This is a genomic window from Sinimarinibacterium arenosum (assembly GCF_005047655.1).
In the GTDB taxonomy this organism is placed as follows: Bacteria; Pseudomonadota; Gammaproteobacteria; order Nevskiales; family Nevskiaceae; genus Solimonas.
In genome coordinates this window covers 251,821-275,350 of the sequence record NZ_SUKF01000008.1, presented here as the reverse complement: position 1 = coordinate 275,350, position 23,530 = coordinate 251,821, and the positions used below count along the sequence as shown (strand labels likewise).

Below are 23,530 nucleotides of genomic sequence, written 5' to 3'. Positions count from 1 at the left end.
CATGTATTCGGCGATCAGTCCGGCGCTCTGTTCATGCAGCATGTGGATGATCGCCTTGGCCCGGCTCGACGCCGCCGAGTGCAGGAACACCACCGGGATCGCCACGCACAGGCCTTCGACCGTGGTCACCAGCGCCTGGCTGATACCGCCGGCCATGGTCTTGGGATCGCCGGTGCCGAACAGGGTGATCGCCTGGAAGGTGTTGATCATGCCGGTGACGGTACCCAGAAGTCCCAGCAGCGGCGCGGCGACGGAGACGATCTTCAGGAACGTCAGCGCGCGGTTGATGCTCGGGGTTTCCTTGAGGATCGCTTCGCCCAGTTTCATTTCCAGGGTCTCGGCGTCGACGCCCTGGTTGGCGTGATAGGCGTTGAGCACTCTTCCCAGCGGGTTGGCGTTGCTCGGCGCTTCGACCTGGGCTTTCTGGCGACGCACCTTGGCGGCGACGATCGTCAGCATGATGATGCGTTCCAGCGCCACCAGCAGCGCGACGGCGCCCAGCGCGATGATGACGTAGCCGACGGTGCCGCCCTGCTGGATGCGATCGTTCAGGCGCGGGGCTTCGACCAGTCGCGCCAGCAGCGAGCCGCCGGTCGGGTCCAGGCCAAAGCTTTCCGCCGGTTCGCGGCTGTCGACGTAGTCGTCGATCATGCTCAGGTAGCGGCCGTCCGGCTGGCGCTTGAGTTCGGCCAGCGTCTGCTGGTCGCCGCGCCAGGCCAGATACCGCGGATCCGGGTCGTTGGTGACGACGTCGAATTCGCCGACGCGGACCACTTTCTTGGTGACTTCACGCCCTTCGGCGGTCAGTACCGGCGCTTCGAACGTGGCGATCTTGCCGCCTTCGGTCATCTCGCGCTGCAGTTCGAACCACAGCTGTTCGATCTCGTCGATGGTGCTGATCTGCGAGGCCCTGCTCATCTTCTTGGCAAAGGCTTCGAGGAAGTCGTTGCGCCCCGGGTACTGCGCTGACACCGGGCTGTTGTGGAAGATGCCCTGCAGATCCCCCGCGGTCTGCTGGAAGATGCCGAACAGTTCCTTCAAGGCGCCCAGCTTGTTGTTGAGCTGTTCTTCCTTTTCCTTGATCGTCAGCTTGTTGCTGTCAAAGTTCTGTTCCAGTGTCTTGGAGCGTGCTTCGGCGGCGTCGCGCCGGGCCTTGGCCTGCGCCAGCAGTTTGGCCTGGTCGTCGCGCGCCTGGGCAAACTCGGCTTCGCGCTGTTGCAGTTCGCTGCGGTCCTGCAGCGTCTTGCTGCGCACCATGTCCAGCAGCTGGTCCAGCGTGTCGGCCTGATGCTGTTCGGCGGCCGGGTCGATGTTGGATTCCTGCGCATACGCCGGGGTCAGCAGCAGGGTGCCGGCGGCGACAACGCTCGCCAGCAGGGTCTTGTTCAGAAGGTTCATGCTCGGGCTCTTCATGCGCCGGCTCCCGGCGTCGGCAGCGGCAGGGTCAGCAGGTCCGGCGCCACCAGCTTGCGCGCCACCTTGATCGCATCCCGCAGCGGGTTGCGGTACGTCGCCGGCAGCGACACCCACTGCTTGGCCTTGGCGTCCCAGCGTCCGCTCTGCGTGCCGTCCAGGCTCTGGTAGTACAGCCCGATCCGCCCCACCCGCAGGAAGTCAACTTCCAGCTTCTGGCCGTCGATCGTTTCCATCCCTGTATACGCTTCGATCGTGCGTCCGAATTCCAGTTCGATCTGGTACGCCTCCAGCACCTGCCGGAACTTCTCCGCCACCGTCACGTCGACGCGATCAATCGCGTCCTTGACGAACTTCAGGCGCTCGGCGCGCTCGCTCGCCAGAAACGGCAGGTCCAGCGCAATGAACTGTTCCAGCGCGCCGGTCATGCGCAGCATCAGCGGCAGGATCTGCCGGTCCACTGTCGTTGCCTGGCTGATGCTGTTGTCCAGTTCGGACATCTCGTCTCGCTGCAGTTGCAGCTGACGCTCCAGCTGGCGGTTGTACGCGTCCAGCCCTTCAATCTCGCGCAGCACTGCACGGTACTCGCCTTGCAGGTCGCGGCGCTGCTCGCCCAGTGCGTCCACCTTCTTCTGACTGTCTACCTGCGCGACCAGCCAGGTCTCGCCGGCGGTGATGACGTCAGGGACGGTGGACGCATTAGCAAACTGCATTCCGCAGATCGTCGCGCCGCAGGCCACCAGACATGCGCCCTGCAATTTATGCCTCATCCAATTTCTCCTCCGTGCTTGCGCGTAAGCAAAACACATGTGTTATGTGACAAACCGGTAAAAAGACAGTAGATCCCGTTGGCAGCTAGTGTCGGCTAGAAGACGCCACATCTCATCGCGGCTGCGCACCGCCTCGCCCAACGACATTCCAGACCAAAATGGCAGAAAGGATCTCCACGACGGCTGCAACGGCATTGACAGATTGCTCGCCACCATCGACAGCGGCCCCAAGCAAACGCAGCGATCCGACACTCCCCAGTACCAGAACCAGTAACGCACGTGCCGGTTTCAAACCCTGCGAACTCCGGGCATAACTCAGGACCAGAATCCCAAGGGCAATCTGGATCCCACCATAGGTCGCACGCACATCGGTTACGGCAGACGGAACGGACAAAACTTCACCGCCCAATGCAAACAGACGCACAGGAAGCAAGCAGTAGAGCACCCCTGCGGCAGCGAGCAAACCGCCGATGATCTGGACCAGTATCCGCTCCAGATTTTCACGCGCTATTGTCAATGCTCACTCGACCGTAACCAACGGATTAAGTGCCCCGTGCACACTCTTGTAGCGCCCCGACTCAACGATTTGCCGAATCTTGTGGAGCGAATCAAAAGGCGCCTCTTCTGACAGATAATTCAATAGCCATGCCGGCAGCTGGCCGCCCGGATCCAGATGAATTTCAGTCACGATTTCGCTTTCCGATTCGCCAAGGGACTTGATGTACCAGACATTGCTGGCCTCAACGATCCGTACACGATCGGGGCGGATATCAACACCACCTGAAATCGCCTGTGCTGTCATCGATATCGTTTTGGAGCCCGCATCAACGGACCAGCTGGCGCGCAGAACCATGTCGCGATCCTTGACAGGCCACGGCAGCCGACTGTGGACGTAGACCTTCTCCGCCCCGTTGGCGTCATGACCAATCACCTCTGCCGACGCACAGGTTGCATCCCAGGACGGCCGCTCTGGCACGTCTCGGAGTAACGCCACGACCTGCGTTGCGGAAGCCTTGACGCGAGCTACCGCACGCACCGCGCGAAGCGGTGAGCCAGAGACCTCGCGCGTAAAGACCTGAATGCCCTCACGGTCCCGCACCAGCGTCCAATCAGGTATGGCCGCGTCCCCTGCTGTAGCGAAGGTGCCTAACAGCACCCATCCGCCCAGCAGAAAGACGCAAACGCGGCTAAACCTACTTCGCTTGCCCGGCATAAAGTTCGGCGTTCCAGCGATCAAGCAAATCCAGATCCTCATGCTTGAACGTCAGTTTGTACGTCGGCGAGAGATACTCCGCCAAACGACCACTCATTTTTCGCATCATTCCCGGATACACCCACTGGTAATGCCAAAGCCGCATGTGATCCGCCGCGGTCAGTTTTTGCCCAAAGCCTGCGGCAAAAATATCGACGACGCCGGTCAACATCCTGAAGACATGGCGAGCGCGGTACGCCATCCGGATGCGATGCCAGTAACTGTTACCCATGAAATAGCGATACTGGTCGTGACTCACTGCACCGTGCTCCGCCTCCTCAAGGAAGTGATACAGAAACAGGCGCTCAACCTGAGGATGCATACGTTCACGCACCTCTTTCGCATCGATGAAGACGCTGGCAATCGCATAGAGCGAATGCTCACCCGCAGCCACTACTCCGAGCATATCAACCGGACTGAGACCAAGCGTCAAATCCTTCAATACATCTTCGATGTACGCGGTCGCTTTCTTGCAGTCATAGCCGATGGCCTCAAGCTGTTTGGTCAGTTTGATATGCGCTGCTGAGTGCTGAACCTCCTGCGCAATCATGTCCTCCACATCCTGCTTGAGCTTCGGATCTCCCTTGATGGTATCAAGCGTAGGCTTCAATGCCTTGATGAAGAACCGCTCAACCGGTGGCCCGGCGACGACTAAGCCAGCCCACATGTAACTGACAATCTTGTCCGTGCTGTCAAACTGAACTGGCACCTGTGAAAAATCCCAGACGATATCTTTTCGCACGTTGATCTTGAACGGGGTCTGTGAAAGCGTCTCCACGCTTCCTCCCGGAGCTGCGTCGTTCACCATTTCCTCCCGCACCTTTGCCATCTAGACGATGCCCATCGTGAAGTTTCACCCCCTGCGCAGCAATGCGCGAAACGCACACATTCTTGTCCAGAGCGACAATGAACCCTTCCAAATGCATCTACTCATCAAGATTTGCGGGGTCTGGCGGGGCCGTACCGTCCACCTCCCGAGGTTGTGGCAAATCCAGCCATGTCCGAATGCCAAACGCTCAGTCGTATTGGGCACCGGCAACCAAATATCACAAATTAGCTACTCCGCCTGTTCGACTCGGATATCGCGCACGATCTCACTACAGGAGACCCTGTCCGTGGCTTGTGCGAAGCGTATCCGCGGGGTGTTGCTGCTAGAGTTGGTGGACTGGCCAGCCCAACGCCACGACATCGGACTCAACTCCCTAAGTATCAACAGTCTCGGCATTCGTATTGCCCACCGAGAACCACAGCGTCGATCTTGACACCACTCCCACAGCAATTCGCTAGCAGCAGCGCGGTTCGCGACACACGTCTATCGCGCCAACTTCTTAAGCAACCAGGGATACCCGTTCGGGATTAGTCGCGACATCCAGAAAATTTCTGAAGCACGATATCCGGTGATAATTCGCTTCTTTCCTTTGCGCACGCCTTTCAGTATGTCTGCTGCACAGTGCTGCGGCGAAGTACGCAGCAAATTCGCGGCAAACTTGTCAAATTCAGCCTCTGTTTCATCCGCCGCAGCGCAGCGCAATGCAGCCTGGCCAATAGCGGTCCGGATACCACCCGGATGCACGCAGACCGCTCTCACTCCAGTCCCCTCAAGCTCTGACCAAAGGCACTCAGTAAGACCGCGCACACCGAACTTCGAAATGTTATAGGCGCCCTGCGTCGGAAACCCAACAATGCCGAATACACTAGATATGTTGATAATGCATCCCTGCCGTTGCTTTAGCATGTACGGGAGAAATGCCTTTGTCCCACAAATCACGCCCCAAAGATTGACGCCAAGTTGCCAGTCTATCTCTGCAACCGACAGGTGCTCGATCGTGCCAACGATGGTGGCTCCCGCATTGTTGAAGACAAAGTGAACCTCGCCAAAGTCAGCGACCACCTGCTCGGCATGCTGGAAAATTGCCTCCCGATCTGAGACGTCCAGATAATAGGTTCGTGTCTTCGCAGATGATGCGGGCAGCGACGCAAGGGTCTCGTCCAGAGATGCACGGTTGATATCCGAGAGCGCCAGATTTGCCCCTAGCGTCGCGAGCTGCTGTGCAAGTGCACGACCAATGCCTGACCCGGCTCCAGTAATAACCGCAACCTTTCCTTTAAACACGCAAGATCCTTCTTTGAATTAGTCGCTCGTACCAATCACAAAATCACGTCCAGTCCACTCCAATATTTTCGCTGCCGCTTGCACACGCATAAAAGGAGTGCAAGTAATGTCCGAACAAGTCGCGGCAAGCAATCAGCGGGCTGCGTAAACTTTGGGGAACAGAAGTTTCGTCGCACCGATCTGCGTTTAGCGGTCAGCAAATCGTAATGCTACTGCTACCCGGCAGATTCTCTACGAGATCACTTCCGCAGAGTTTCGATGGCGTGTAGCTACCGCCATCCACTGGACATTCCAGTACGAACTTAGCAACGGCGAGCGCACCCGTGGCGGTTAGCGAATAAACATTGGCTGTCTTAACTCGAGCCGTCTTGATCTCGCGCGCAGCGTTCCTCGCTTCCCCCCAAACGTAAGCCGGCATCATGGCCCGCACTACGTCGCTGGGACCGCGCGTTTCGCCGGCCTTTTTTTTGAGAGTCTTCTGCACCACCTCCCTACCCAGGAGCCAACGCAGATGATTGGCACACTTGGCGCCTATGATCATGGTCGGTGGGCTGGGAATGTAGAACTCTACATTGGGAATGCCGGTCGAGTGGTAGGCGGTAGACACATCGCCCCAAGGAATGGTCATGGCCAGCTTTTCGCCGTCGCCGAAGTCGATCTTACGAACAGAGTGTGCCAAAGGTGTTCGCACGATCCTGCCATCGCGCCTCACTTTGCCACCCTGCCCCAAACCTTCGACGGTCGTCTTTATTGTCCCAGGTGAAAAGCTAGAGCGGGTGTCGAATCCCAACGCCAGATGGGTAGCGTCCGGCAGTGCCTCCTTTAACCGCGCTGCAACGCAATCAGATGGAATTACGTCAAACCCTACCCCGGAGCAGAGCACTACGCCGGCCCTTACAGCCTGATCATGAAGGGAATGCACGTGTTCAAACACACCGATCTCGCCAGTGATGTCTAGATAGTGCGCGCCAACCTGCAGGCACCCTTCGATCATGGGGACACTGGTGGCGGAAAACGGGCCAGCGCAGTTCAATACAACTTTGACCCCCCGAAGGTGCTGAGCAACCGTGGCAGTATTTGCCAAATCAAATGCGCGAAAAGACACGCCAAGCTCTGCGGCCAGCGCCTCCAGTTTTGAAGCACTGCGGCCAGCCAAGATTGGCCTCAACCCACGTAGTTCCGCTTCTCGGGCAATCAGCTCTCCTGTGTACCCGTTGGCGCCGTAAATCAATAAGTCATGCATGGCTGCTTTCACAGTTCTCCATTTCGTATCCTCTTCGCACTTTGATGCCACATCCAAATCCAAAATTCATCGTATTTATGACAACAGCGCTGCACCGAAATTGATGCATCAATTTTCATTCAAAAACGATCAGCAAAATGAATAAACCAGTGACATTCAAAAATAATCTCTGACCAGATTTATTAGCTTGCAGCAACAGTCCATGCCTTCACTGGCGTAATCCATAAGTGATCTACCAGCATTACACCGGCCCAGCGCAAATTGCTCCTCAGAGTCGCTGATAGACCCTCGCTCATTGGCGACAGCAATGTCTGCTTTCGACGAATAGATTGTCTTGCTGGCCCAGTTGCGGCGGGGCGCAGAACGTCTACATATAAAGAAATATCATCATTGCCCCGACACCTAGTGCATAGAGCTCAAATGCGAGTCGCAGAGGAAGTACCGCATCGCGAAGCTCCATAAACCAAAGACCAACAAAGCGAATTTTAATGGTCGACACGACAATAGTGAGTATTGTCGCCAACACCCGCCAATCATCGGTCATCGACTTGTGTTCCGGCCATAAAAACCAGAAAAATATAGTTGCCGCCACCAAGAACATCCAGATGGCGACAATTTTCATACTTCCAGACATCGCCCGCTTATCTCACCAGATAAAGAAGAGGAAATATTACAATCCAAAGCAAGTCAACCATGTGCCAAAAGCACGCACCACCCTCAACAAGTCGCAAACGTTCCACACTCAGACGGCCTTGCCGGGCCTGCATATAGCAAAATGACAGCACGCCGAGTCCAATTAACAAGTGAAAAAGATGGACTCCAGTTATTACGTAATAATATGTCCAAAATAAATTCGTCGTTAACAGAATCCCTGATGATATCTTTTCCGAATACTCAAAACACTTAATGCACGCAAAAGAAAGTCCACACCCTATCGCCATCAGTATCAGGAAAGATGCATTGGCACGCATCTCATGCCGCATTGCGCGAATCGCCAACACGACACAAATGGAACTGCTCAAGAGAATCAGCGTGTTCACAAAACCATAGAACCCATGCAGATTTTCTTGAGATAAGTTGAAAATCAGCAAGTTACTAGATCGATCGTGCAGAAAGACTCCGAAGAGAGCCGCAAACATCAGCATGTCGCCGAAAATAAAGAACCATATTCCAAGCTCTCCAGGAATACGCTTCTCGCCTTTGCTGGAGCCGCCAGTCACATCCTTTGCATGCGTGTTGGCAAAATACGGATTTGAGCGTTCCTCGATCGTTTTCATCAGCTTATTACACTGCTTGAGAAATGCGCGCCACTACTGTCAATAGTTGACATTTCTGCAATGGATTTATTGATGCTCTTGCGCAATATTAGGAATGTTATAAGAAGCCAGATGGCAAATACGGACAGCTCCAACCAAAAACTGATTATCCCGTTAAATGCAAACGGGCCCGCCTTAAAAAAGAACACCAGAACATCCGCACACATGACGAATGCAACCCAAGTACAGATCCATGCATACCAGCGAGGAAATATTCTTTCAGACCTATCCATGAAAGCACAGGCGCCAATTACTGAAATTTCGAGAACCGTTGGAAATATGATTCCCAGATTCATCAACCATGATGAATCGTATAGGAGCTGGAGTATTTCTGGCATACGGTCAGCACGAAAGGCACCGATCTGTATAAATGCAAATGGAAGAACTCCAAGCATGTTTGATATGAGCCCGGCCAGCAGCTGCGTGTAAGCAAGCGGTGAAAATGCGCCTTCGACGCGCTTCATTTGTGTAGATATAACTGCGACGAACAGACCAGCGACGGCACATCCAAGCATCGATAAAATCATGCCCGCACGAATCTTATTGGGGCTATCACGAAAAAACTCTTGCACTTCCATCGAACTGCTTGATGGAGACAGAGGGGGGAACATTCCGGCGAGCCATACCCCCCCAAAAACGAGGGCCATGGCAACTGGAAAACTCCATAAGCAAGCCAGTTCAACGCGGGCGCTGCGATACTGAAATTCGACAACATTCTTATCGAGAGACACGGCGATAGCCCCTTTTTCAAGTTCCTCGATAGTGCTCTCTCAAATTATTTATTAAGAACGGCCAGACATGTCCTTTTCTTGGTCGCTTTGACAGTCAAACACCATTACAGTATTCGATTCCGCCACTGCAAGGCGGATTTAACCTTGCGTCAACAAGCATCGTTGGCTTGCTGATGCAGCGTTCCCGCGCACGAGGCGAAACCTTTACGTTCTCCATCACGGCCACTGCCACTATCGGACGCCACTCAGACCAGTCACGCCACGATGCCCTAGCGGTGCATTGCCCGAAATTCTGACGGCGTTGCTGCGTGAGCCGAGCGGAAGGAGTCCGTAAGGTGACTCTGGCTGCTGAATCCACACTCGTCGGCGATGCGAGAAATCGGCATCTGCGTGGTTGCGAGGAGCTTTCGCGCTTGTTCGATGCGGGCCATCAGGACAAACCGGTGAACCGGGATTCCCATCGCTTCCCGGAAGATTCGGCGGAAGTGCGGCGCGCTGATTCCAGCTTCGGACGCCAACTGTTCCAGTGAGAGACGTTCTCCTAGATGATCACGGATCAGCTTCAGGACGCGGTTAATCCGCTCGAAGTGCAAATGACGCGGACCGAGGAGTCTCACTGCGGGTGCGGTCAATACACGGTACGTCTGCTGCAACATCGTAGCTGCTAGCAGTTGCAAGAAATGCTCCTCCGCTCCGAGTCCCTTATTGAGTTCATCAGACAGAGTCCGAGCTACAGCAGTAACGACTGGATCAGCAAAGGTGATGGGCTGGCATTTCGCCTGTGCCAAACGGCGCAATCCTTCGAGTACGCCGGCTGCCTGCACCGGGAAATAGATCACCACAAAATCAACGGGGCCGGAGTAGTGCCAGTGCGTCTGGCAGCGCGGCGGCACGAGCGCACTCTGGCCGGGAATAAATTCGGCGCGCCATTGCCCTGTCTCACCTTCGCGGACGCGGGCACCGTCGAGATCAATCACAAGCCCACAACCGCCCAAACCCTTAACCGAACGATCGACGCTCTTAAAAAAGTAGCGCTCCACATAGATCGGGCTATCACCCTGGATCAAGCCCTCAACCACGGGCGACACCCGCAGATCCTTCCGCACGCTGAGCCAGTATTCCATCCGAGATCCAATGATCAGATTCTGACAAACATACGCTCATTTCCTGAAACACGCCGCCGCTCAGCTTCTCAAAATGGCGTTCATCAGAAAGAACATCAGATGTCCCGCACAGCGGGCGAGGAGATACCGAAATGAGATTGAGCAAGGAACTCAAGTTGCCGTCCATCAGCATGACGGGCTTCGAAACGCCGCTCAGTACAGAAGAGCTTGCGATCCAGAACAGCGTGCATCTGTTTGCCAAAAATGTTCTGCGCCCCCTAGGCCAAGAACTCGACAAACTTTCTGCGGAAGAAGTGATCGCGCCCGGATCTCCGTACTACAGCGTTTTTGCCGAAGCCGCCAAGCTGGGACTCGATTCCAGTTTGCTCGAACAATTGCCCCCCGAGATGGCGGTGCGCGTCGAATCCCTGATTGGTGAGGAAATGGGCTGGGGCGACCCCGGCCTCGCCATTTCGCTCGCCGCTGCCGGATTCCCTCTGGAAATGGCCCGCGCAGTGGGCAATCAAGAGCTCATGGATCTCTGCGCCGGCAAGATCGGCTGCTGGATGATCACGCATCCCAACAAGGGCAGCGACGTCACGACCTATGACGTCCAGCGCGACTGGGCGAAAGGCGCCCCCGGCAACAAGGGCAACATGCTGGCGACCGTCGGCAAGGACGAAATCGTCATCAACGGTCAATGCTCGGCGTGGGTCTCGAACGGGGCCGTTGCGCAGGTTGCTCTGGGTTATCTGGGCGCCGATTACGGTGACGGATATTTTGCGGAAGATGGACGCCCAAATGGCGTGGCCGCGATCATCCCTCTGGACCTGCCCGGCGTGTCCAAAGGCAAGCCGTTGCGCAAGATCGGCCAGCGTTCGCTGCCTCAGGGCGAAATCTATTTTGACAACGTGAAGATTCCCAAGCGCTTTGCTGTGGCTCTGAAGGATGAGTACTACGGAAACCATACCTCGGCTTGGTCCTACGCTGGAACCCACATGGGGCAAACCTTCACCGGGGTCGCCCGCGCCGCATTCGAGATGGCCCTGCAATATGTGCATGAGCGCAAGCAGGGCGGCGACCTACTGATCAACCATCAACTTACCCGCTTCCGCATTGGCGACATGCTGCGCCGCGTGGAGCTGTGCCGCGGCGTTGCGCGCCGGTCACTTGCGTACGCGCGCATGACCCCCGAGGGACATGCATACGCCACGGCGTCCGCGAAAGTCACGATCACGCAGGAAGCAATGAAGGTCGTCGATGAGGCCATGCAGCTCTACGGCGGCGCAGGAACGTCGCTCGAATATCCGATCGAGAAATTGTTCCGCGACACGCGTGCCGCTCTGATCGAGGACGGTGAAAACAACCTGCTGACGATGCGACTGGGCTTTCTTGCCCAGCAGTTATACGCCGAAGGCTGGGCACAGAACTGATCTTCGCTGCAGCACCAGCGCCTATTTAACTTGAATCGAATTCCAGGAGACTCAAATGGCTAAATATCCTGTTGTGGTCTATGGCGCCAGCGGCTACACCGGCATGCTCACCATGGACTGGCTGATCGACCAGCAGATTCCTTTCACTGCCGTCGGCCGCAGCGCGGCGCGCATCAAAGAGATGATGGCTGAACGCGTGGTCCGCCTGGAATCAGCGGCCTACGAAATCATCGAAACCGAACACAGCGTCGAATCACTGAGCAGGGCATTCAAGGGTGCAAAGGTCGTTTGCAATACCGTCGGCCCGTTCTGTAACTTCGGCCTGACCACCATCGAGGCGGCGCTGAACGCGGGTTGCCACTATCTGGACACCACCGGCGAGCAGGGTTTCATGACCGAAGCACGCGAACGCTTCGGCGAGCTATATCGCCAGGCCGGCCTGCTTCTGGCGCCGTCGACCGCCTACATGTACACCTTCTCCGAGATCGCGGCGCAGCTGGCGTTGGAGACGCCCGGAATTGACGCCCTGGAAACCGCTGCGCTGTGCCGTGGCCCACGCTTCACCGCCTCGGGCGTGACCGTTGGCTCCACCGCATCAATCTTTGAGCTGTATCGCCAGAAGCATTGCTATCTGTGGGAAAACGAACTGGTCGAGCACGCGTTCGGCACCCAGGTCAACATCGTCGACCCAAATTTTGTCCAGCCGGTCTTTTCGCTGCCTTGGGGAGGGACCTCACTGCCGCTGTTCTTTAAGGATGATCCACGCGTCCGCAGCTGTATCTCCTATGTGGGCTTTTACGATAACGACGTCATGAAGACCGTGCATGCTCTCGGTCAAAAATGGGATGCCGAATACAAAGATCTGCCCAAGGAACATCAGGACGCGGTCATCAAGGGCATCGTCGAGTCCACCACGCCAAGCATGCCGCCGCGGGAACGCACCACCACGCAGCGGACCGTGGATTTTGCCATCGGACGCGGCCAAATGGCCGCTGTGCGCGCCACCGTTCACGGAATCACCTCTTATATCTCGACCGGCGCCTTGCAGACAGCCGCTGCGATCAAGCTGATTGACAACGACACCCGGAAAGTCGGGTTTGCTTCGGCCTGCCAGGCGCTGGATCACCGCTACCTGCTGGGCTTCCTCGAACAGCGCGGCCTAGCTCGCGCGACCGTGCAGCAGCTCTAAGACGGGCGATCAGGAGGAGAGCGGCCATGGCCATCATTGATTTCTTCGATCGCGGCTGGCGGATCAATCCCCAGGGCGTCGCCTACATCCAGGATGGCCATGAGCATGGCTTTCAGCAGGTCGGCGAGTTGTCCTGCCAGGTTGCCAATGGCCTGCTCGCGTCCGGCTTTGCCGGGCAAAGCAAGGGAGCGGTCTGGGCCAAGAACGACGTCGCGGCCTGGACCTGCACCCTGGGACTGTGGCGGGCAAACCTGTGCTGGATTCCGATCAGCGCCAGCAATGCTGCGGAAGAGAACCACTATCTCCTTGAAACCTTCGACTGCGAGGTGCTGTTCTTCCAGCAGCAATTCGCTTCGGTGATCGCCGAACTGCAACCGCGCCTGCCGAAGGTGATGCTGTGGATCTGTCTGGACGGCGACGCACCTGAGGTCCAGGGCGCACGGTCGCTGGCCGACTGGACCCGTGATCAGCCGGTGAGCCGACCGGAGTTGCCGGTCGACCTGGACAATGTCGTCATGCTGTCCTCCACGGGCGGCACCACCGGCAAGCCCAAGGGGGTGATGAACACCCATCGCTCGCTGCAGACTTTCTGTGCTCATTTCATGCTGTCGTGTCGCTACGACGGCGCCGAGTATCCGGTCAATCTGGCGGCGGCACCGATGACGCATACATCGGGCATTCTGTCGCTGCCATGCACGGCGCGCGGCGGCACGGTGGTCATTGTCACCAAACCCGATCCAGCGGTATTGCTCGGCGCGATCCCGCAGTACCGCGTGACCGAGTTCTTCCTGCCCCCGACGGTGATCTACCGCCTGCTGGAAGTGCCGGGCTTGAAGGACAAAGTCGACTTCTCCTCGTTGCGCTATCTGATGTACGGGGCAGCGCCAATGTCGATCGAGAAGCTGAAGCAGGCGATCGAAGTCTTCGGCCCGATTATGACTGGCGGCTATGGCCAGACCGAGTGTCCCGCCTCCATCGCCTTCCTGCCACCCGACGAGCACTTCACCGATGGGCGCATCGCTTCCGATGAGCGACTGTCGTCCGTGGGCCGGCCCAACCCCCTGGTTCGGGTCGAGATCATGGATGACGAGAATCGCATCCTGGAGAACGGCGCGACCGGCGAAATCTGCGTGCGCGGCGACCTCGTGATGAAGGGCTACTACAAGGCACCAGATAAGACCGCGGAAACCATCATTGATGGCTGGCTGCACACCGGTGACGTCGGTCATATCGATGCCGAAGGCTATCTGCACATCACCGACCGCAAGAAGGACATGATCATCTCCGGCGGGTTCAACGTGTACCCCAGCGAGGTCGAGCAAGTGCTCTGGGGCCACCCGGCAGTGCAGGACTGCGCGGTGATCGGGGTGCCGCACCCCGAATGGGGCGAGACGGTCAAGGCGGTGGTCGAGCTCAACGCGGGAAAGAGTGTGACTGCTGAGGAACTGGTTGCCTTGTGCAAGGAAAAGCTGGGTTCAATCAAGGCACCGAAGAGCGTCGACTTCGTCGAATCACTGCCGCGCAGCCCGGTGGGCAAGGTACTCAAGAAAGACTTGCGCGCTACTTACTGGCAGAACAGCGATCGCAAGATCTGAGGAGACGCTTCATGTCCGCCTACGAGTTCAAGAACAAGGTCGTCGTCATCACCGGCGCGAGTTCGGGCATCGGGCGCGCGCTGGCGGAAAACCTGGCCTCCAAAGGCGCGCGCCTCGCACTGTCGGATGAGAGAAACACGCAAGAGCTGGTCGCGCTCGGCAGACGCTTGTCAGCGAAGTGTGAATGCCGGACCTACGCAGTGGATGTGTCGGACCGCGAAGTAGTCTTTGCGCATGCCGCGCAGGTCAAACAGGACTTCGGGCGTGCTGACTGCGTCATCAACAATGCTGGCGTGACAGTCATTGGCACCATCGCGCACATGAGTATTGAAGAAATCGAGTGGCAGCTCAGCATCAACCTCTGGGGAGTGATCTACGGCACCAAAGCGTTTCTGCCGATTTTTCTGGAGCAACGCGAAGGTCGCATCGTCAACATCTCCAGCGTGTTCGGCCTGGTGTCCTTCCCGACTCAGGGTGCGTACAACATCTCAAAATTTGGTGTCCGTGGACTGACCGAGTGCCTTTGGTCCGAACTGGACGGAACTGGCGTCGAAGCGGTTGTTGTCCATCCCGGCGGCATCAAGACCAACATCGAAGCGCAGGGGCGTCGTTGCAGGGCTGCGGGCAATGAAGAAGCTGGGTTCTCCAGCCAAGCTGCAACGATGCTGACGACGCCGCCCGAGGTTTGTGCCACCGACATCGTGCGCGGAGTGGAGCGGGGTCGGAAACGCATCATTACCGGAAACAAGTCCACCTCTTTGTACTGGCTGAGCCGCCTGCTGCCGAATCACTATCCCGCCATCGTGAAACGCCTGGCGAACTAAAGGAATTCCAGATGAGCAATATCTACATTGCTGGCATCGCCATGACTGTCTTCGGTCGTCACAAGGAACGCTCGCTGGCAGATATGGCCAGTGAAGCCTTCAATGGCGCACTCAAGGATGCCGGGGCCAAAGCCTCCGACATCGGCGCAGCGTTTTATGCCGGCATGACCAATGGTCCACTGCAGGGTCAGATCGCCATTCCCGGTCAGGTCGTGCTGGCACAGGTTGGCCTGGATTCAATCCCGATCTACAACGTCGAGAACGCATGCGCTTCGGGCTCGACTGCCGTGCACCTGGCGATGCAGTCACTCAAGGCAGGGGCTACGGATGTCGCCTTGGCCCTGGGCGCCGAGAAGATGAATATCCCGGACAAGGTCAAGGCGTTCTCGATCTTCGAGGCCGGCTGGGATGTCGGTCGAGCCGAGGAAAACTTTGCCACCCTGGCCAAGATGGGCGAAGGCATCGAGCCACCGCCAGGCTCTGAATCCGACAAGCCATACAGCCGCTTCATGTCCATCTATGCCGCGCTGTGCCGCAATCACATGAAGACCTGGGGCACGACACAGCGGCAGATCGCAGCAGTATGCGCGAAGAATCATCAGCATTCGGTGCACAACCCCTACTCGCAGTTCCGCCAGAGTTTCACGATCGAAGACGTCTTGGCGGCGCCGCCGATCACCTATCCAATCACGCTACCGATGTGCGCCCCATTATCCGATGGCGCGGCCGCCGCAATTCTGTGCACCGCCGAAGGTCTCAAGCGCATTGGCACCGACAAGAGCCGCTGCATCAAGGTTGCGGCCAGTGTTATGCGCAGCTTTTCCCACCGGAGCTTGGACGAACCTCGGAAAAGTGTCGGCCATCTGTCCGCACTGCAAGCCTACGAGCAGGCAGGCCTGGGACCCGAGGACATTGACGTGGCTGAAGTCCACGATGCGTCGGCGATGGGCGAAATTATCCAGGCCGAGAACTTGGGATTAGTACCTTTTGGTCAAGGCGGACCAGCAGCCGAACGTGGTGAGTTCACCGTTGGCGGGCGTATCCCGATCAACCCATCCGGCGGCCTAGAATCGAAGGGGCATCCCTTGGGCGCCACTGGCATTGGGCAGCTATACGAATTGGTTACTCAGCTACGTGGCGAAGCAGGAGCGCGGCAAGTAGAGGGCGCTCGGCATGCTATCCAAGAAAATGGCGGCGGCCTACAGGGCATTGAAGAAGCGGCACTGGCGATTCATATCCTCAGCAAATGACACACCGAAGGTCTGTCGTCTGAGAGAAGCCTGAACCCCTGACGGTGCCGGGAACAATCAACCACGTTTGGCCGATTGATTTCATGCATAACCAGCTGCCGATGGCCGTAGCTTTCGACTTTTCAACGTGCTGAACGACGTAAATCGCGACGGCCTAACCGTCGAAGTGAACCTGTCGTTGCCTGCAGCTAGTTTGCTCCGTGCGTTGGAGAGATCGTTGGTGGCTCGGCAATCGACGGAGAATTCGCTCCGACGACAGTCCCGAGTACATCTGCGCCGCGCAGTTGGCGTGGGCAGAATGGAAAGTATTAGCATCGGACACATCCATCCGTGCGAGCCACAACAGAACGCCTGCGTTGAACACTGCAAACGGACGGAGCGCTATTCAATACGACTGAGCAGGTGCAGGACAAAGCCACCCGCGGGCTATGGACGTACAACCATGAGCGTCCGAACATGGTGCTCGGTGGCATCACTCCCATCCAGAAACTCGCACTTGCCGCATAGCCCCCTTTTGGCTCTAGCCAAAAGGGGACATTACTGATACTGAGCAGGCCGATGAACGGCGCATGGAGGCAATGCCGATCGTTACGGTATTTATTACGGTTGTCCGGCGTACAGCTCGTCATTCCAGCGCTTGATATCAGCCTCATCCTCGTGTGTAAAAGTGAGCTGATACCAAGGCGCCAGATACCCCGCCAGATTTCCAATCATGAGCCGAAACAGTCCCGGATTTCCCCAAAGATAGCGATGCAAAGCGATCCAGTTCTTAGCGGTGATTTCCACATCCAGCTGGCCGGACAGTGTGCTCACTGCATCAGTCAACAATGAAAATAAATGCCGTGCTCTGCTAGCCGTCCGGAGGCGATGGAAATAATCATTGCCGGCAAAATAGCGGTACTGATCATGACTCACAGCGCCGTGCTCAGCCTCTTCAAGCATGTGATAGAGAAACAGGCGCTCGACTTGCGGATGCATGGTCTTACGAACTTGGTTTGAGCGGATGAAAACCTGGGCAAAGGAATAGAGCGCATGCTCACCGGCAGCAACGATGCCGAGCATGTCAATCGGAGTCATGTCTCGGGTCATGACCTGCACAGTGGCTTCCATTTGCTTGGTTACCGCTTTGACGTCGAAGCCGAGGCTCTCGAGGTGCTTGTTGAACACGATATGCGCCGCCGAGTGATGCACTTCTTGAGCAATCATGCATCTGACGTCGTCAATTAGCTTTTCATCTCCAACAATGGTGTCGACGGTGGGCTTCAGCGCCTTAATGAAGAACCGTTCAATGACCGGAGCGCCAATCGAAAATGCGGCCCACAGGCAGCTAATCAATGGATCGCCATCTACAAACTGCTTGCCGACTTTCGAAAAATCCCATTTCAAGTCTGCACGCACATTGATGTCGTATGGCGTTTGAGACAATGTCTGTGCGGTCGAGCTAAGGACTGGGGGCATGCGCGACTCCTGGCTGCTTTCGTCGAAGCCAATGCGACCGCATCAGCGTTGACAAAGCTACGCAATAAGTGCGCATCTCGAAATGATCTCAAACTACGATTGTTTGCTCGCAATGACGCCGGCTACTGCCGGCGTTCAAGCGATGCTTGGCGCAGTTCGGATGGAGTCTTGCCGGTCCAGCGCTTGAAGCTATGCGTGAAAGACGACAGATCTGCATAGCCCAGACGATATGCGATCTGCGACACCGGCAACGTAACATCCTTGATCAAAGCACTCGCATACTTGATTCGGCACTGCCGGACAAGTTCTCGATAACTGGTAGCCTCGCGCTGCAGAGCCAGCCGTAGCTGTCTAGGCGTCATGTGCAAATTTTTTGCCAGAGCACTCAGCGTCGGAACATCGACGATATTCGCAATGAGCAGTTCGCATACCTTCACACTAGCACTTATCCCGGATTCCTCCAGATCGACACGCCTCGAATACTCTGCAACCAGACTCTCAAAAGTTTCTGCATCGCCAATAGGATTCGAAGCGTCTAGTGCTGCGCGCCTGATCACAAACATGTTGTGATCATGTCCAGTACTCGGACTAACGCCTAAGTGACGCAAATACGCTGACTTCCAGCCTTCGCAATCGGATGTCAGCTCAATCCGCTCCAACTTGGAGCCAGCCCCCGCGAAGCGCGTCAGTTCAATACTTAACACAGCGGCCGCGGCTCCCAGCACAAAAGCCTGACCACGACTACTCACCGGCGCTCGAAAGCCGACTCCGAATCGCCCCTCATGCACATCACTGGTGTAGGTATACAAGACCAGCGGTGCCGCGCGGCTATGAAACTTGCTCAATAGCCGTAGCGCAGCATCAAAGTTGGGCGCGATCTTGCTGGCAAGCGCCATGTCGCCATATGCCGTGATCGGCATATGCCTTCCAAGAAAAAAAGCTAAATCCTGGGCGGTGGGGAGCTCGCCCAGCAAATCAGTCAGCTCTGCAGTAAGCCTGTGTTGCTCGCAAAGTGGGGCACCCTTGGCGCGCTCGACCAGATCGTCAAACCGCTCGGCGACCGCGGCGTCATGCGGAGCAAACTGGGCGAAAAGTCTCTTGAGCTGCATCCATTGAGTGGACGAGACTGTCATTGTCCCCCCGCACAGATCAATTCCTGCCTCGACATTACAACGCGGGTAATACTCGCACTTGCCATCGTCCGATCATACCGGATTCCAAAGCTTGGGGACCTACTTTGCAACGCCCTAGAAATTGACGGTCAGCGTCATTGAAAATGAGCGGGGGGGATTGGTCAACGCCCAATGCGAGCCTGGCTGAATTGGAATATCGCCGCTGAACGTCTTCACCAGTTCGTCGGTCAAGTTCTTGCCGTGAACCACGACACTCCACCGATCGTCTGCATCCTTCAATCCAAGGTGCGCGTTGTACAGCCAATAGGCATCCTGTCCATCCACAGGGTCAAGATCGGAGTCCATGTATTCAAAGCCTTTATATGTGGCGTTGACTCCGGCAACGAGATCCATAGACCAGTCGAACAGGGGCGCCGCATAGTTCAAGCCGAGATTACCGGTCCATTCCGGAGCACGAAATAGTGGGCGACCAGACAAATCGCAAATCTTATTCGGTGGCAAAGCGGCGATGCCCTGTGGCGGTAGTCCGCCCGGCTCCAGAAGGCCCACCGACGGGCAACCACCCTGCGTGTATTTTTCAAACTGGCCCTTGTTATACCCCACGGCGGCTGTAGCGATCAGCCCTGGATAGATCATCGCCGTCAGATCGGACTCTATACCCCTGCTTGTCACTTCTTCGGCGTTGGCGATCGAGTAACCCAGACCATTAAACGTTGCCAATTGGTAGTCTTTGTACACTGTCGCAAAGCCCCCCAGATTGAAGCGTATCAGCCCCCCCAGAAACTCGGTCTTAAAGCCTGCTTCGTATGTCGTCGAATCTTCCCCCTTGAATTCGAAGTCATCCGGGCCGCCGATCGCGGCAATGTTGAAACTTCCCGCTCGAAATCCTTTGGCATAGGTACCATACAGCGTGACTTCGTCGAGCATTTCCCACGTAAGTGAAACCTTAGGCGAAAAGTTTTCGTCATCGGCCTTCCGATCAACACTGAATCCTCCAAGCGTAACCACCGCCCAGAACGGTACGGGACCATCACTACTCTCGACAGCCTTTCCGCGACGATCATCCTTCGAATAACGCCCCCCCAACAACAATGCCAGCGAATCGCTGATATGCCATGTCGCTTGACCAAAGAGACCCAGCGAATTGACCCTTACCGATGCTTCGCCGTTCAGGTTATCAATATTGCCCGCCGGGAACACCAAATCGGTCAGCGGATCGAGCGTATCGGCACCAATTAAGTCAATCAGCGGGGTCAGCAGGCCGACTCCCGAAATTGTATTAAGACCGAAATTTGGCAGTACCGCGATGTCGAGATCGGCACTGAATTCCGACTGATACAGAAAGACACCGCCAACGTACTCAATATCGCCCGGCGGGGACACGACACGGAACTCCTGACTGATGGCATGTGACTTTGAATAGACCGGCATCTCGGCAATCATGGCCGCGCTGCCGTCAATATCGCCGCCCTGAAAATCATCCAGCCGGGAATATGCTGTGATTGAAGAGAAGCTGTGATTCCAATAGTCCAGCGTGAACTGGAGCGGAACAATGATGCCTTCACCGTTCGATGCGTTCTGGCGATTGGCCGTACTACGGCGATCCAGTTGATATTCAAAGTTCGGATCGAGAAGCGTAATCGCTGAGCGGAATGGTTCGGCCGACCGAAAGGTCTCCGCGCCCCCCCAGACACCGATAAAGTAGTCGAAGTAGCTTGCTCCCAGCGATACATCAAGATCGTCCGTGATGCGGTAGTGAAACTTCGCGCGCGCTTGCCTGATATCTTTGTCCCCAAGGGTATTGCCGTCCGTGAGGTTCAATGTATGTCCGTCTTCACGCGTTAGGTTCCCAGCGAGGCGAAAGCCCAAATCATCACTGATCGGTCCGGATACGGCTGCCTCAACTTTCCTCAAATTTCTTGAGCCACCGCTGATCGACACCGAAGATTCCCACTCCTCGGTTGGCTCGCCGTATGTCACGTTGATGACGCCTGCCGTCGCATTACGTCCGTACAACGTGCCCTGCGGACCTTTGAGAACCTCGATGCGCTGAACATCCATGAAACCGGGCTTGAGGTAGTCCAGTCGCGATACATAGACTCCGTCCAACACATACGACACAGCCTGTTCCGAAATAATGTTGAGTTCGGCTGTGCCGATGCCCCTCATATACAGCGAATTAAAGTCCGTGTTGAAGGACACATTGGGGATCAGGCGCGCCATTTCGTCGAAGCTGGAGATGGCAGCCTTCTTCATGTCCTCGCCAGACATCACCGATATCGCGATTGGCACATCGCGTACATCTTCTGCTCGCTTCTGCGCAGTAACAATAATTTCCTCAAGCCTTGCTTGCGGCTTCCGAACTGCCGCCTTGCGCGGAGCCTCTTCGGCGACTATCGGCTCAACAGGCAGGCTTTGCGCATAAGGCGCTGGCGATTCGTCAAGTGAAGGTTCCGATCGACCTTGTGTGTCATCGGAGCCAGTGTCGGCCTCCGGGGCGCTAGGCGAATCAGTGGCGTCGTCCGTCGTGCTTGATTTCTCTGTCCCCGAGGCGGATTCGTCCTCAAGCAAGTAGTCCAAATCATACGTCTGGGCGGCCACATGCACTGGACACGCAAGTAGTGAAGCAACAAGTGCCAAACAGCACCCGCGCGCATACGCCGGCAGTTCCGCCATTGACATGAACCAGCTCTCCTCTTGTTTGAATGCGCACTCAGCTGGCCCAGCACCTTTGTCATCAAGAGTTCTTGATCGACGGCGCTCGAAGCTGTCAGCAATTTATATTTGGGATTCTCTGCCGGAAGGCCGCTCAGCTAAATGCTCGCATATCAGCAATCCTTGTCCATAGTGACGCAACGCCGGCTGCCATCCATATTTCAATCCATCCGGATTTTCCGCATCACGTTGGTACCCACTGTCAATCTGAATCACTCAGCTTGCAGCGATTACCGCCGAAGTAGTCAGGTTTCCGCATTCCAGTTCCAACTTAATGCGGCGTTTCCGTATCATCGTTGTTGAGCCCTAAGGGCATCCTGCTCAGTTTGAAGCACAGTCCTTCCAGGCACGAACTGCGCAGAATTCTTCTAAACCAAACCCGCCGAATCGCCACGCACCATGCCAACCCCAGCAATCCGCAACGCCCGCAAAGCCATGCATGAGGCTCGCAACTACGCACAGTGGAGCGACGCGGCGCAGGCTTACGACGAACTAGCGGGCCACCAGCGCTGGAAGGCGACGGATCAGTCGAGCCAATACGATTACCGCGCCATCCGCACACGGGTGGAACGCCTGCGTGAACTGATCGCATCCGGTGATCACCACGGGCTGCTATTCGATCTCAACGAAGGCATACACGGCAACATGGGCGGGATGGGACGCCTGGAGCTGTACCATCGTGCGCGCTTCGGAACCAAACAGCTGATCGTCGAATACGTTGATGCGATCGTCGATGCCCTGGATGTCATTGCCGATCCGGACATTGATGACATCAGCATCGAAGACAAGCTCGACTTCTTCCGGCGTGCCCATCACTGCTTCGGCCAGTCAGCATTGATGATGAGCGGCTCCGGCATGCTGCTGTATTTCCACATCGGCGTGGTCAAAGCACTGTGGGAACAGGGCCTGTTGCCCACGGTGCTGTCCGGTTCCAGTGGCGGCTCCTTCGTCGGCAGCATCGTGGCAACCCACACGGACGCCGAGCTGCAAAAGATCTTTGACCCGAATTATCTGGTGCACAAGATTGATCCGGGCGAGCAACCTCCGGGAATTCTGCAGCGCCTGCGCCAGCCCGTGCTTCAGGTCAGCGAAATCAAGGCGATCATCGCCCGTCTGGTACCGGACATGACGTTCCAGGAGGCCTACGACAAGACCGGCCGTCATCTGAACATTTCGATTTCACCCGCGGAAGCCCATCAGACCTCCCGTCTGCTCAATGCGGTGACGTCGCCCAATGTGCTGATCCGCGAAGCGATCCTCGCCTCCGCCGCAGTTCCCGGTGTTTACCCGCCGGTCACACTTGCGGCCAAGGACAAGGACGGAAAGAAAAAGCAGTATCTGCCAACACGGCGCTGGGTCGACGGTGCGGTCAGCGACGACCTGCCCGCCAAACGTCTCGCGCGACTCTATGGCGTGAATCACTTCATCGTCAGCCAGACCAATCCACATGTCATTCCGTTCATCAGCGACGCCAGACGCAGAAACGAGATCGGCAATGTTCTAAGGATCGCCGCGACTCGCACCGCACGTGTGTGGCTCAACGCCGGAGCGACGCTGCTGAGCCGACCGCTGTCGCGACGACCTCGCCTCAATCGTGCGACCAACATCGTACTGTCCGTGCTGAATCAGGACTATGCCGGCGATATCAACATTCTTCCGCCCTACAAGTTCTACAACCCGGTGCGCCTGCTGACGCATCTGTCCGAAGCCGAGATCGCCGAGCTGATCGCCATGGGCGAACGAGCCGCGTGGCCCAAGCTGGAAATGGTGCGCATCCAGACCCGGATCGGTCGGCATCTGGAATCGATCCGCCGTGACTACGAAGCACTGGCCACGTATGCACCCGCCCAGCGCAAACGCCCGGCCGCGCACATCCGCACCACCGCAGCAGGCTGAACAGAGCGGTCCGGTCGTGGTCCGCGCAGACACTGGTTCACGCTGATTTGATCGCCGTTGCCGGTTGAATTGAGCCGGCGATACACAAGCTTTTTC

General features: G+C 56.7%; 20 protein-coding genes and 1 pseudogene. 7 read left to right on the top strand and 14 right to left on the bottom strand.

Translation table 11 applies throughout. The annotated features are described in order from the left end of the window. The 11 genes from E4T66_RS17120 to E4T66_RS17070 all read right to left on the bottom strand — a co-directional run. The coding region (locus E4T66_RS17120; RefSeq protein ID WP_211242992.1) for a MotA/TolQ/ExbB proton channel family protein at positions 1–1,413 on the bottom strand (1,413 nt) is incomplete at its 3' end. Beyond that, positions 1,410–2,183 carry a DUF3450 domain-containing protein gene (locus E4T66_RS17115; RefSeq protein WP_169577681.1) on the bottom strand — a complete coding sequence of 258 codons (774 nt, stop codon included), beginning with the start codon at positions 2,181–2,183 and terminating at the stop codon, positions 1,410–1,412. The genes E4T66_RS17120 and E4T66_RS17115, both read right to left, overlap by 4 nt. Before the next feature lie 112 nt (positions 2,184–2,295). After that, the gene (locus E4T66_RS17110; RefSeq protein WP_136850460.1) at positions 2,296–2,700 is read right to left on the bottom strand and encodes a DUF4345 family protein; all 405 of its coding nucleotides are present in this window, start codon (positions 2,698–2,700) and stop codon (positions 2,296–2,298) included. Between the two features lie 3 nt (positions 2,701–2,703). Next, the gene (locus E4T66_RS17105; RefSeq protein ID WP_211242991.1) at positions 2,704–3,339 is read right to left on the bottom strand and encodes an START domain-containing protein; all 636 of its coding nucleotides are present in this window, start codon (positions 3,337–3,339) and stop codon (positions 2,704–2,706) included. Positions 3,340–3,376: 37 nt separating this feature from the next. Further along, complete coding sequence (locus E4T66_RS17100; RefSeq protein WP_136850457.1) at positions 3,377–4,264, bottom strand: metal-dependent hydrolase; 888 nt, start codon at positions 4,262–4,264, stop codon at positions 3,377–3,379. 483 nt (positions 4,265–4,747) lie between these two features. Then, a complete protein-coding gene (locus tag E4T66_RS17095; protein WP_136850455.1) occupies positions 4,748–5,548 on the bottom strand; it encodes an SDR family NAD(P)-dependent oxidoreductase in 801 nt (266 codons plus the stop codon). A gap of 193 nt (positions 5,549–5,741) precedes the next feature. Next, positions 5,742–6,791, bottom strand: a complete 1,050-nt coding sequence (locus E4T66_RS17090; protein WP_136850512.1) for a saccharopine dehydrogenase family protein — start codon at positions 6,789–6,791, stop codon at positions 5,742–5,744. A gap of 367 nt (positions 6,792–7,158) precedes the next feature. Further along, entirely contained in the window at positions 7,159–7,425 is a 267-nt protein-coding gene (locus E4T66_RS17085) for a hypothetical protein (protein ID WP_136850454.1), read from the bottom strand. 7 nt (positions 7,426–7,432) lie between these two features. Beyond that, entirely contained in the window at positions 7,433–8,068 is a 636-nt protein-coding gene (locus E4T66_RS17080) for a cytochrome c oxidase subunit 3 family protein (protein WP_136850452.1), read from the bottom strand. Then, positions 8,068–8,838 carry a hypothetical protein gene (locus E4T66_RS17075; protein ID WP_136850451.1) on the bottom strand — a complete coding sequence of 257 codons (771 nt, stop codon included), beginning with the start codon at positions 8,836–8,838 and terminating at the stop codon, positions 8,068–8,070. Before E4T66_RS17075 ends, E4T66_RS17080 begins: the two co-directional genes overlap by 1 nt. Before the next feature lie 269 nt (positions 8,839–9,107). Then, on the bottom strand, positions 9,108–9,962 hold the full coding sequence (locus tag E4T66_RS17070; RefSeq protein WP_136850449.1) for a helix-turn-helix domain-containing protein: 855 nt from the start codon (positions 9,960–9,962) through the stop codon (positions 9,108–9,110). A 131-nt stretch (positions 9,963–10,093) separates the two neighbouring features. On the opposite strand from E4T66_RS17070, the gene E4T66_RS17065 reads away from it, so the two are divergent. The 6 genes and pseudogenes from E4T66_RS17065 to E4T66_RS21750 all read left to right on the top strand — a co-directional run. Further along, complete coding sequence (locus E4T66_RS17065) at positions 10,094–11,374, top strand: acyl-CoA dehydrogenase family protein (RefSeq protein WP_136850447.1); 1,281 nt, start codon at positions 10,094–10,096, stop codon at positions 11,372–11,374. Between the two features lie 55 nt (positions 11,375–11,429). Beyond that, positions 11,430–12,563, top strand: a complete 1,134-nt coding sequence (locus E4T66_RS17060) for a saccharopine dehydrogenase family protein (protein WP_136850445.1) — start codon at positions 11,430–11,432, stop codon at positions 12,561–12,563. A 26-nt stretch (positions 12,564–12,589) separates the two neighbouring features. Beyond that, positions 12,590–14,158 (top strand): class I adenylate-forming enzyme family protein, encoded by a 1,569-nt coding sequence (locus tag E4T66_RS17055; RefSeq protein WP_136850443.1) that lies wholly within the window; start codon positions 12,590–12,592, stop codon positions 14,156–14,158. Positions 14,159–14,169: 11 nt separating this feature from the next. Next, the gene (locus E4T66_RS17050) at positions 14,170–14,982 is read left to right on the top strand and encodes an SDR family NAD(P)-dependent oxidoreductase (RefSeq protein WP_136850441.1); all 813 of its coding nucleotides are present in this window, start codon (positions 14,170–14,172) and stop codon (positions 14,980–14,982) included. 11 nt (positions 14,983–14,993) lie between these two features. Next, positions 14,994–16,232: a thiolase family protein gene (locus E4T66_RS17045; protein WP_136850439.1), complete on the top strand. Its 1,239-nt coding sequence runs from the start codon at positions 14,994–14,996 to the stop codon at positions 16,230–16,232. Between the two features lie 23 nt (positions 16,233–16,255). Further along, a pseudogene (locus E4T66_RS21750) lies at positions 16,256–16,739 on the top strand (transposase family protein); the annotation flags it as partial. 93 nt (positions 16,740–16,832) lie between these two features. Here the strand turns inward: E4T66_RS21750 and E4T66_RS17040 are convergent. The 3 genes from E4T66_RS17040 to E4T66_RS17030 form a co-directional block, all read right to left on the bottom strand. Further along, entirely contained in the window at positions 16,833–17,690 is an 858-nt protein-coding gene (locus tag E4T66_RS17040; protein WP_136850437.1) for a metal-dependent hydrolase, read from the bottom strand. Positions 17,691–17,812: 122 nt separating this feature from the next. Beyond that, positions 17,813–18,823, bottom strand: coding sequence for a helix-turn-helix transcriptional regulator (locus tag E4T66_RS17035; RefSeq protein WP_136850435.1), 1,011 nt, complete (start codon positions 18,821–18,823; stop codon positions 17,813–17,815). 114 nt (positions 18,824–18,937) lie between these two features. Then, positions 18,938–21,505: a TonB-dependent receptor gene (locus E4T66_RS17030; RefSeq protein WP_136850433.1), complete on the bottom strand. Its 2,568-nt coding sequence runs from the start codon at positions 21,503–21,505 to the stop codon at positions 18,938–18,940. A gap of 432 nt (positions 21,506–21,937) precedes the next feature. Between E4T66_RS17030 and E4T66_RS17025 the strand changes: the two genes are divergently transcribed. Beyond that, positions 21,938–23,434 carry a DUF3336 domain-containing protein gene (locus E4T66_RS17025; protein ID WP_136850431.1) on the top strand — a complete coding sequence of 499 codons (1,497 nt, stop codon included), beginning with the start codon at positions 21,938–21,940 and terminating at the stop codon, positions 23,432–23,434. Positions 23,435–23,530: the final 96 nt, after the last annotated feature.

Coding starts and splice junctions, on each gene's coding strand:
- E4T66_RS17055 (WP_136850443.1), top strand. CDS start 12,590: ATGGCCATCATTGATTTCTTCGATCGCGGCTGGCGGATCAATCCCCAG.
- E4T66_RS17100 (WP_136850457.1), bottom strand. CDS start 4,264: ATGGCAAAGGTGCGGGAGGAAATGGTGAACGACGCAGCTCCGGGAGGA.
- E4T66_RS17040 (WP_136850437.1), bottom strand. CDS start 17,690: ATGCCCCCAGTCCTTAGCTCGACCGCACAGACATTGTCTCAAACGCCA.
- E4T66_RS17115 (WP_169577681.1), bottom strand. CDS start 2,183: ATGAGGCATAAATTGCAGGGCGCATGTCTGGTGGCCTGCGGCGCGACG.
- E4T66_RS17035 (WP_136850435.1), bottom strand. CDS start 18,823: ATGACAGTCTCGTCCACTCAATGGATGCAGCTCAAGAGACTTTTCGCC.
- E4T66_RS17080 (WP_136850452.1), bottom strand. CDS start 8,068: ATGAAAACGATCGAGGAACGCTCAAATCCGTATTTTGCCAACACGCAT.
- E4T66_RS17065 (WP_136850447.1), top strand. CDS start 10,094: ATGAGATTGAGCAAGGAACTCAAGTTGCCGTCCATCAGCATGACGGGC.
- E4T66_RS17050 (WP_136850441.1), top strand. CDS start 14,170: ATGTCCGCCTACGAGTTCAAGAACAAGGTCGTCGTCATCACCGGCGCG.
- E4T66_RS17060 (WP_136850445.1), top strand. CDS start 11,430: ATGGCTAAATATCCTGTTGTGGTCTATGGCGCCAGCGGCTACACCGGC.
- E4T66_RS17090 (WP_136850512.1), bottom strand. CDS start 6,791: ATGCATGACTTATTGATTTACGGCGCCAACGGGTACACAGGAGAGCTG.
- E4T66_RS17025 (WP_136850431.1), top strand. CDS start 21,938: ATGCCAACCCCAGCAATCCGCAACGCCCGCAAAGCCATGCATGAGGCT.
- E4T66_RS17070 (WP_136850449.1), bottom strand. CDS start 9,962: ATGGAATACTGGCTCAGCGTGCGGAAGGATCTGCGGGTGTCGCCCGTG.
- E4T66_RS17030 (WP_136850433.1), bottom strand. CDS start 21,505: ATGTCAATGGCGGAACTGCCGGCGTATGCGCGCGGGTGCTGTTTGGCA.
- E4T66_RS17085 (WP_136850454.1), bottom strand. CDS start 7,425: ATGTCTGGAAGTATGAAAATTGTCGCCATCTGGATGTTCTTGGTGGCG.
- E4T66_RS17045 (WP_136850439.1), top strand. CDS start 14,994: ATGAGCAATATCTACATTGCTGGCATCGCCATGACTGTCTTCGGTCGT.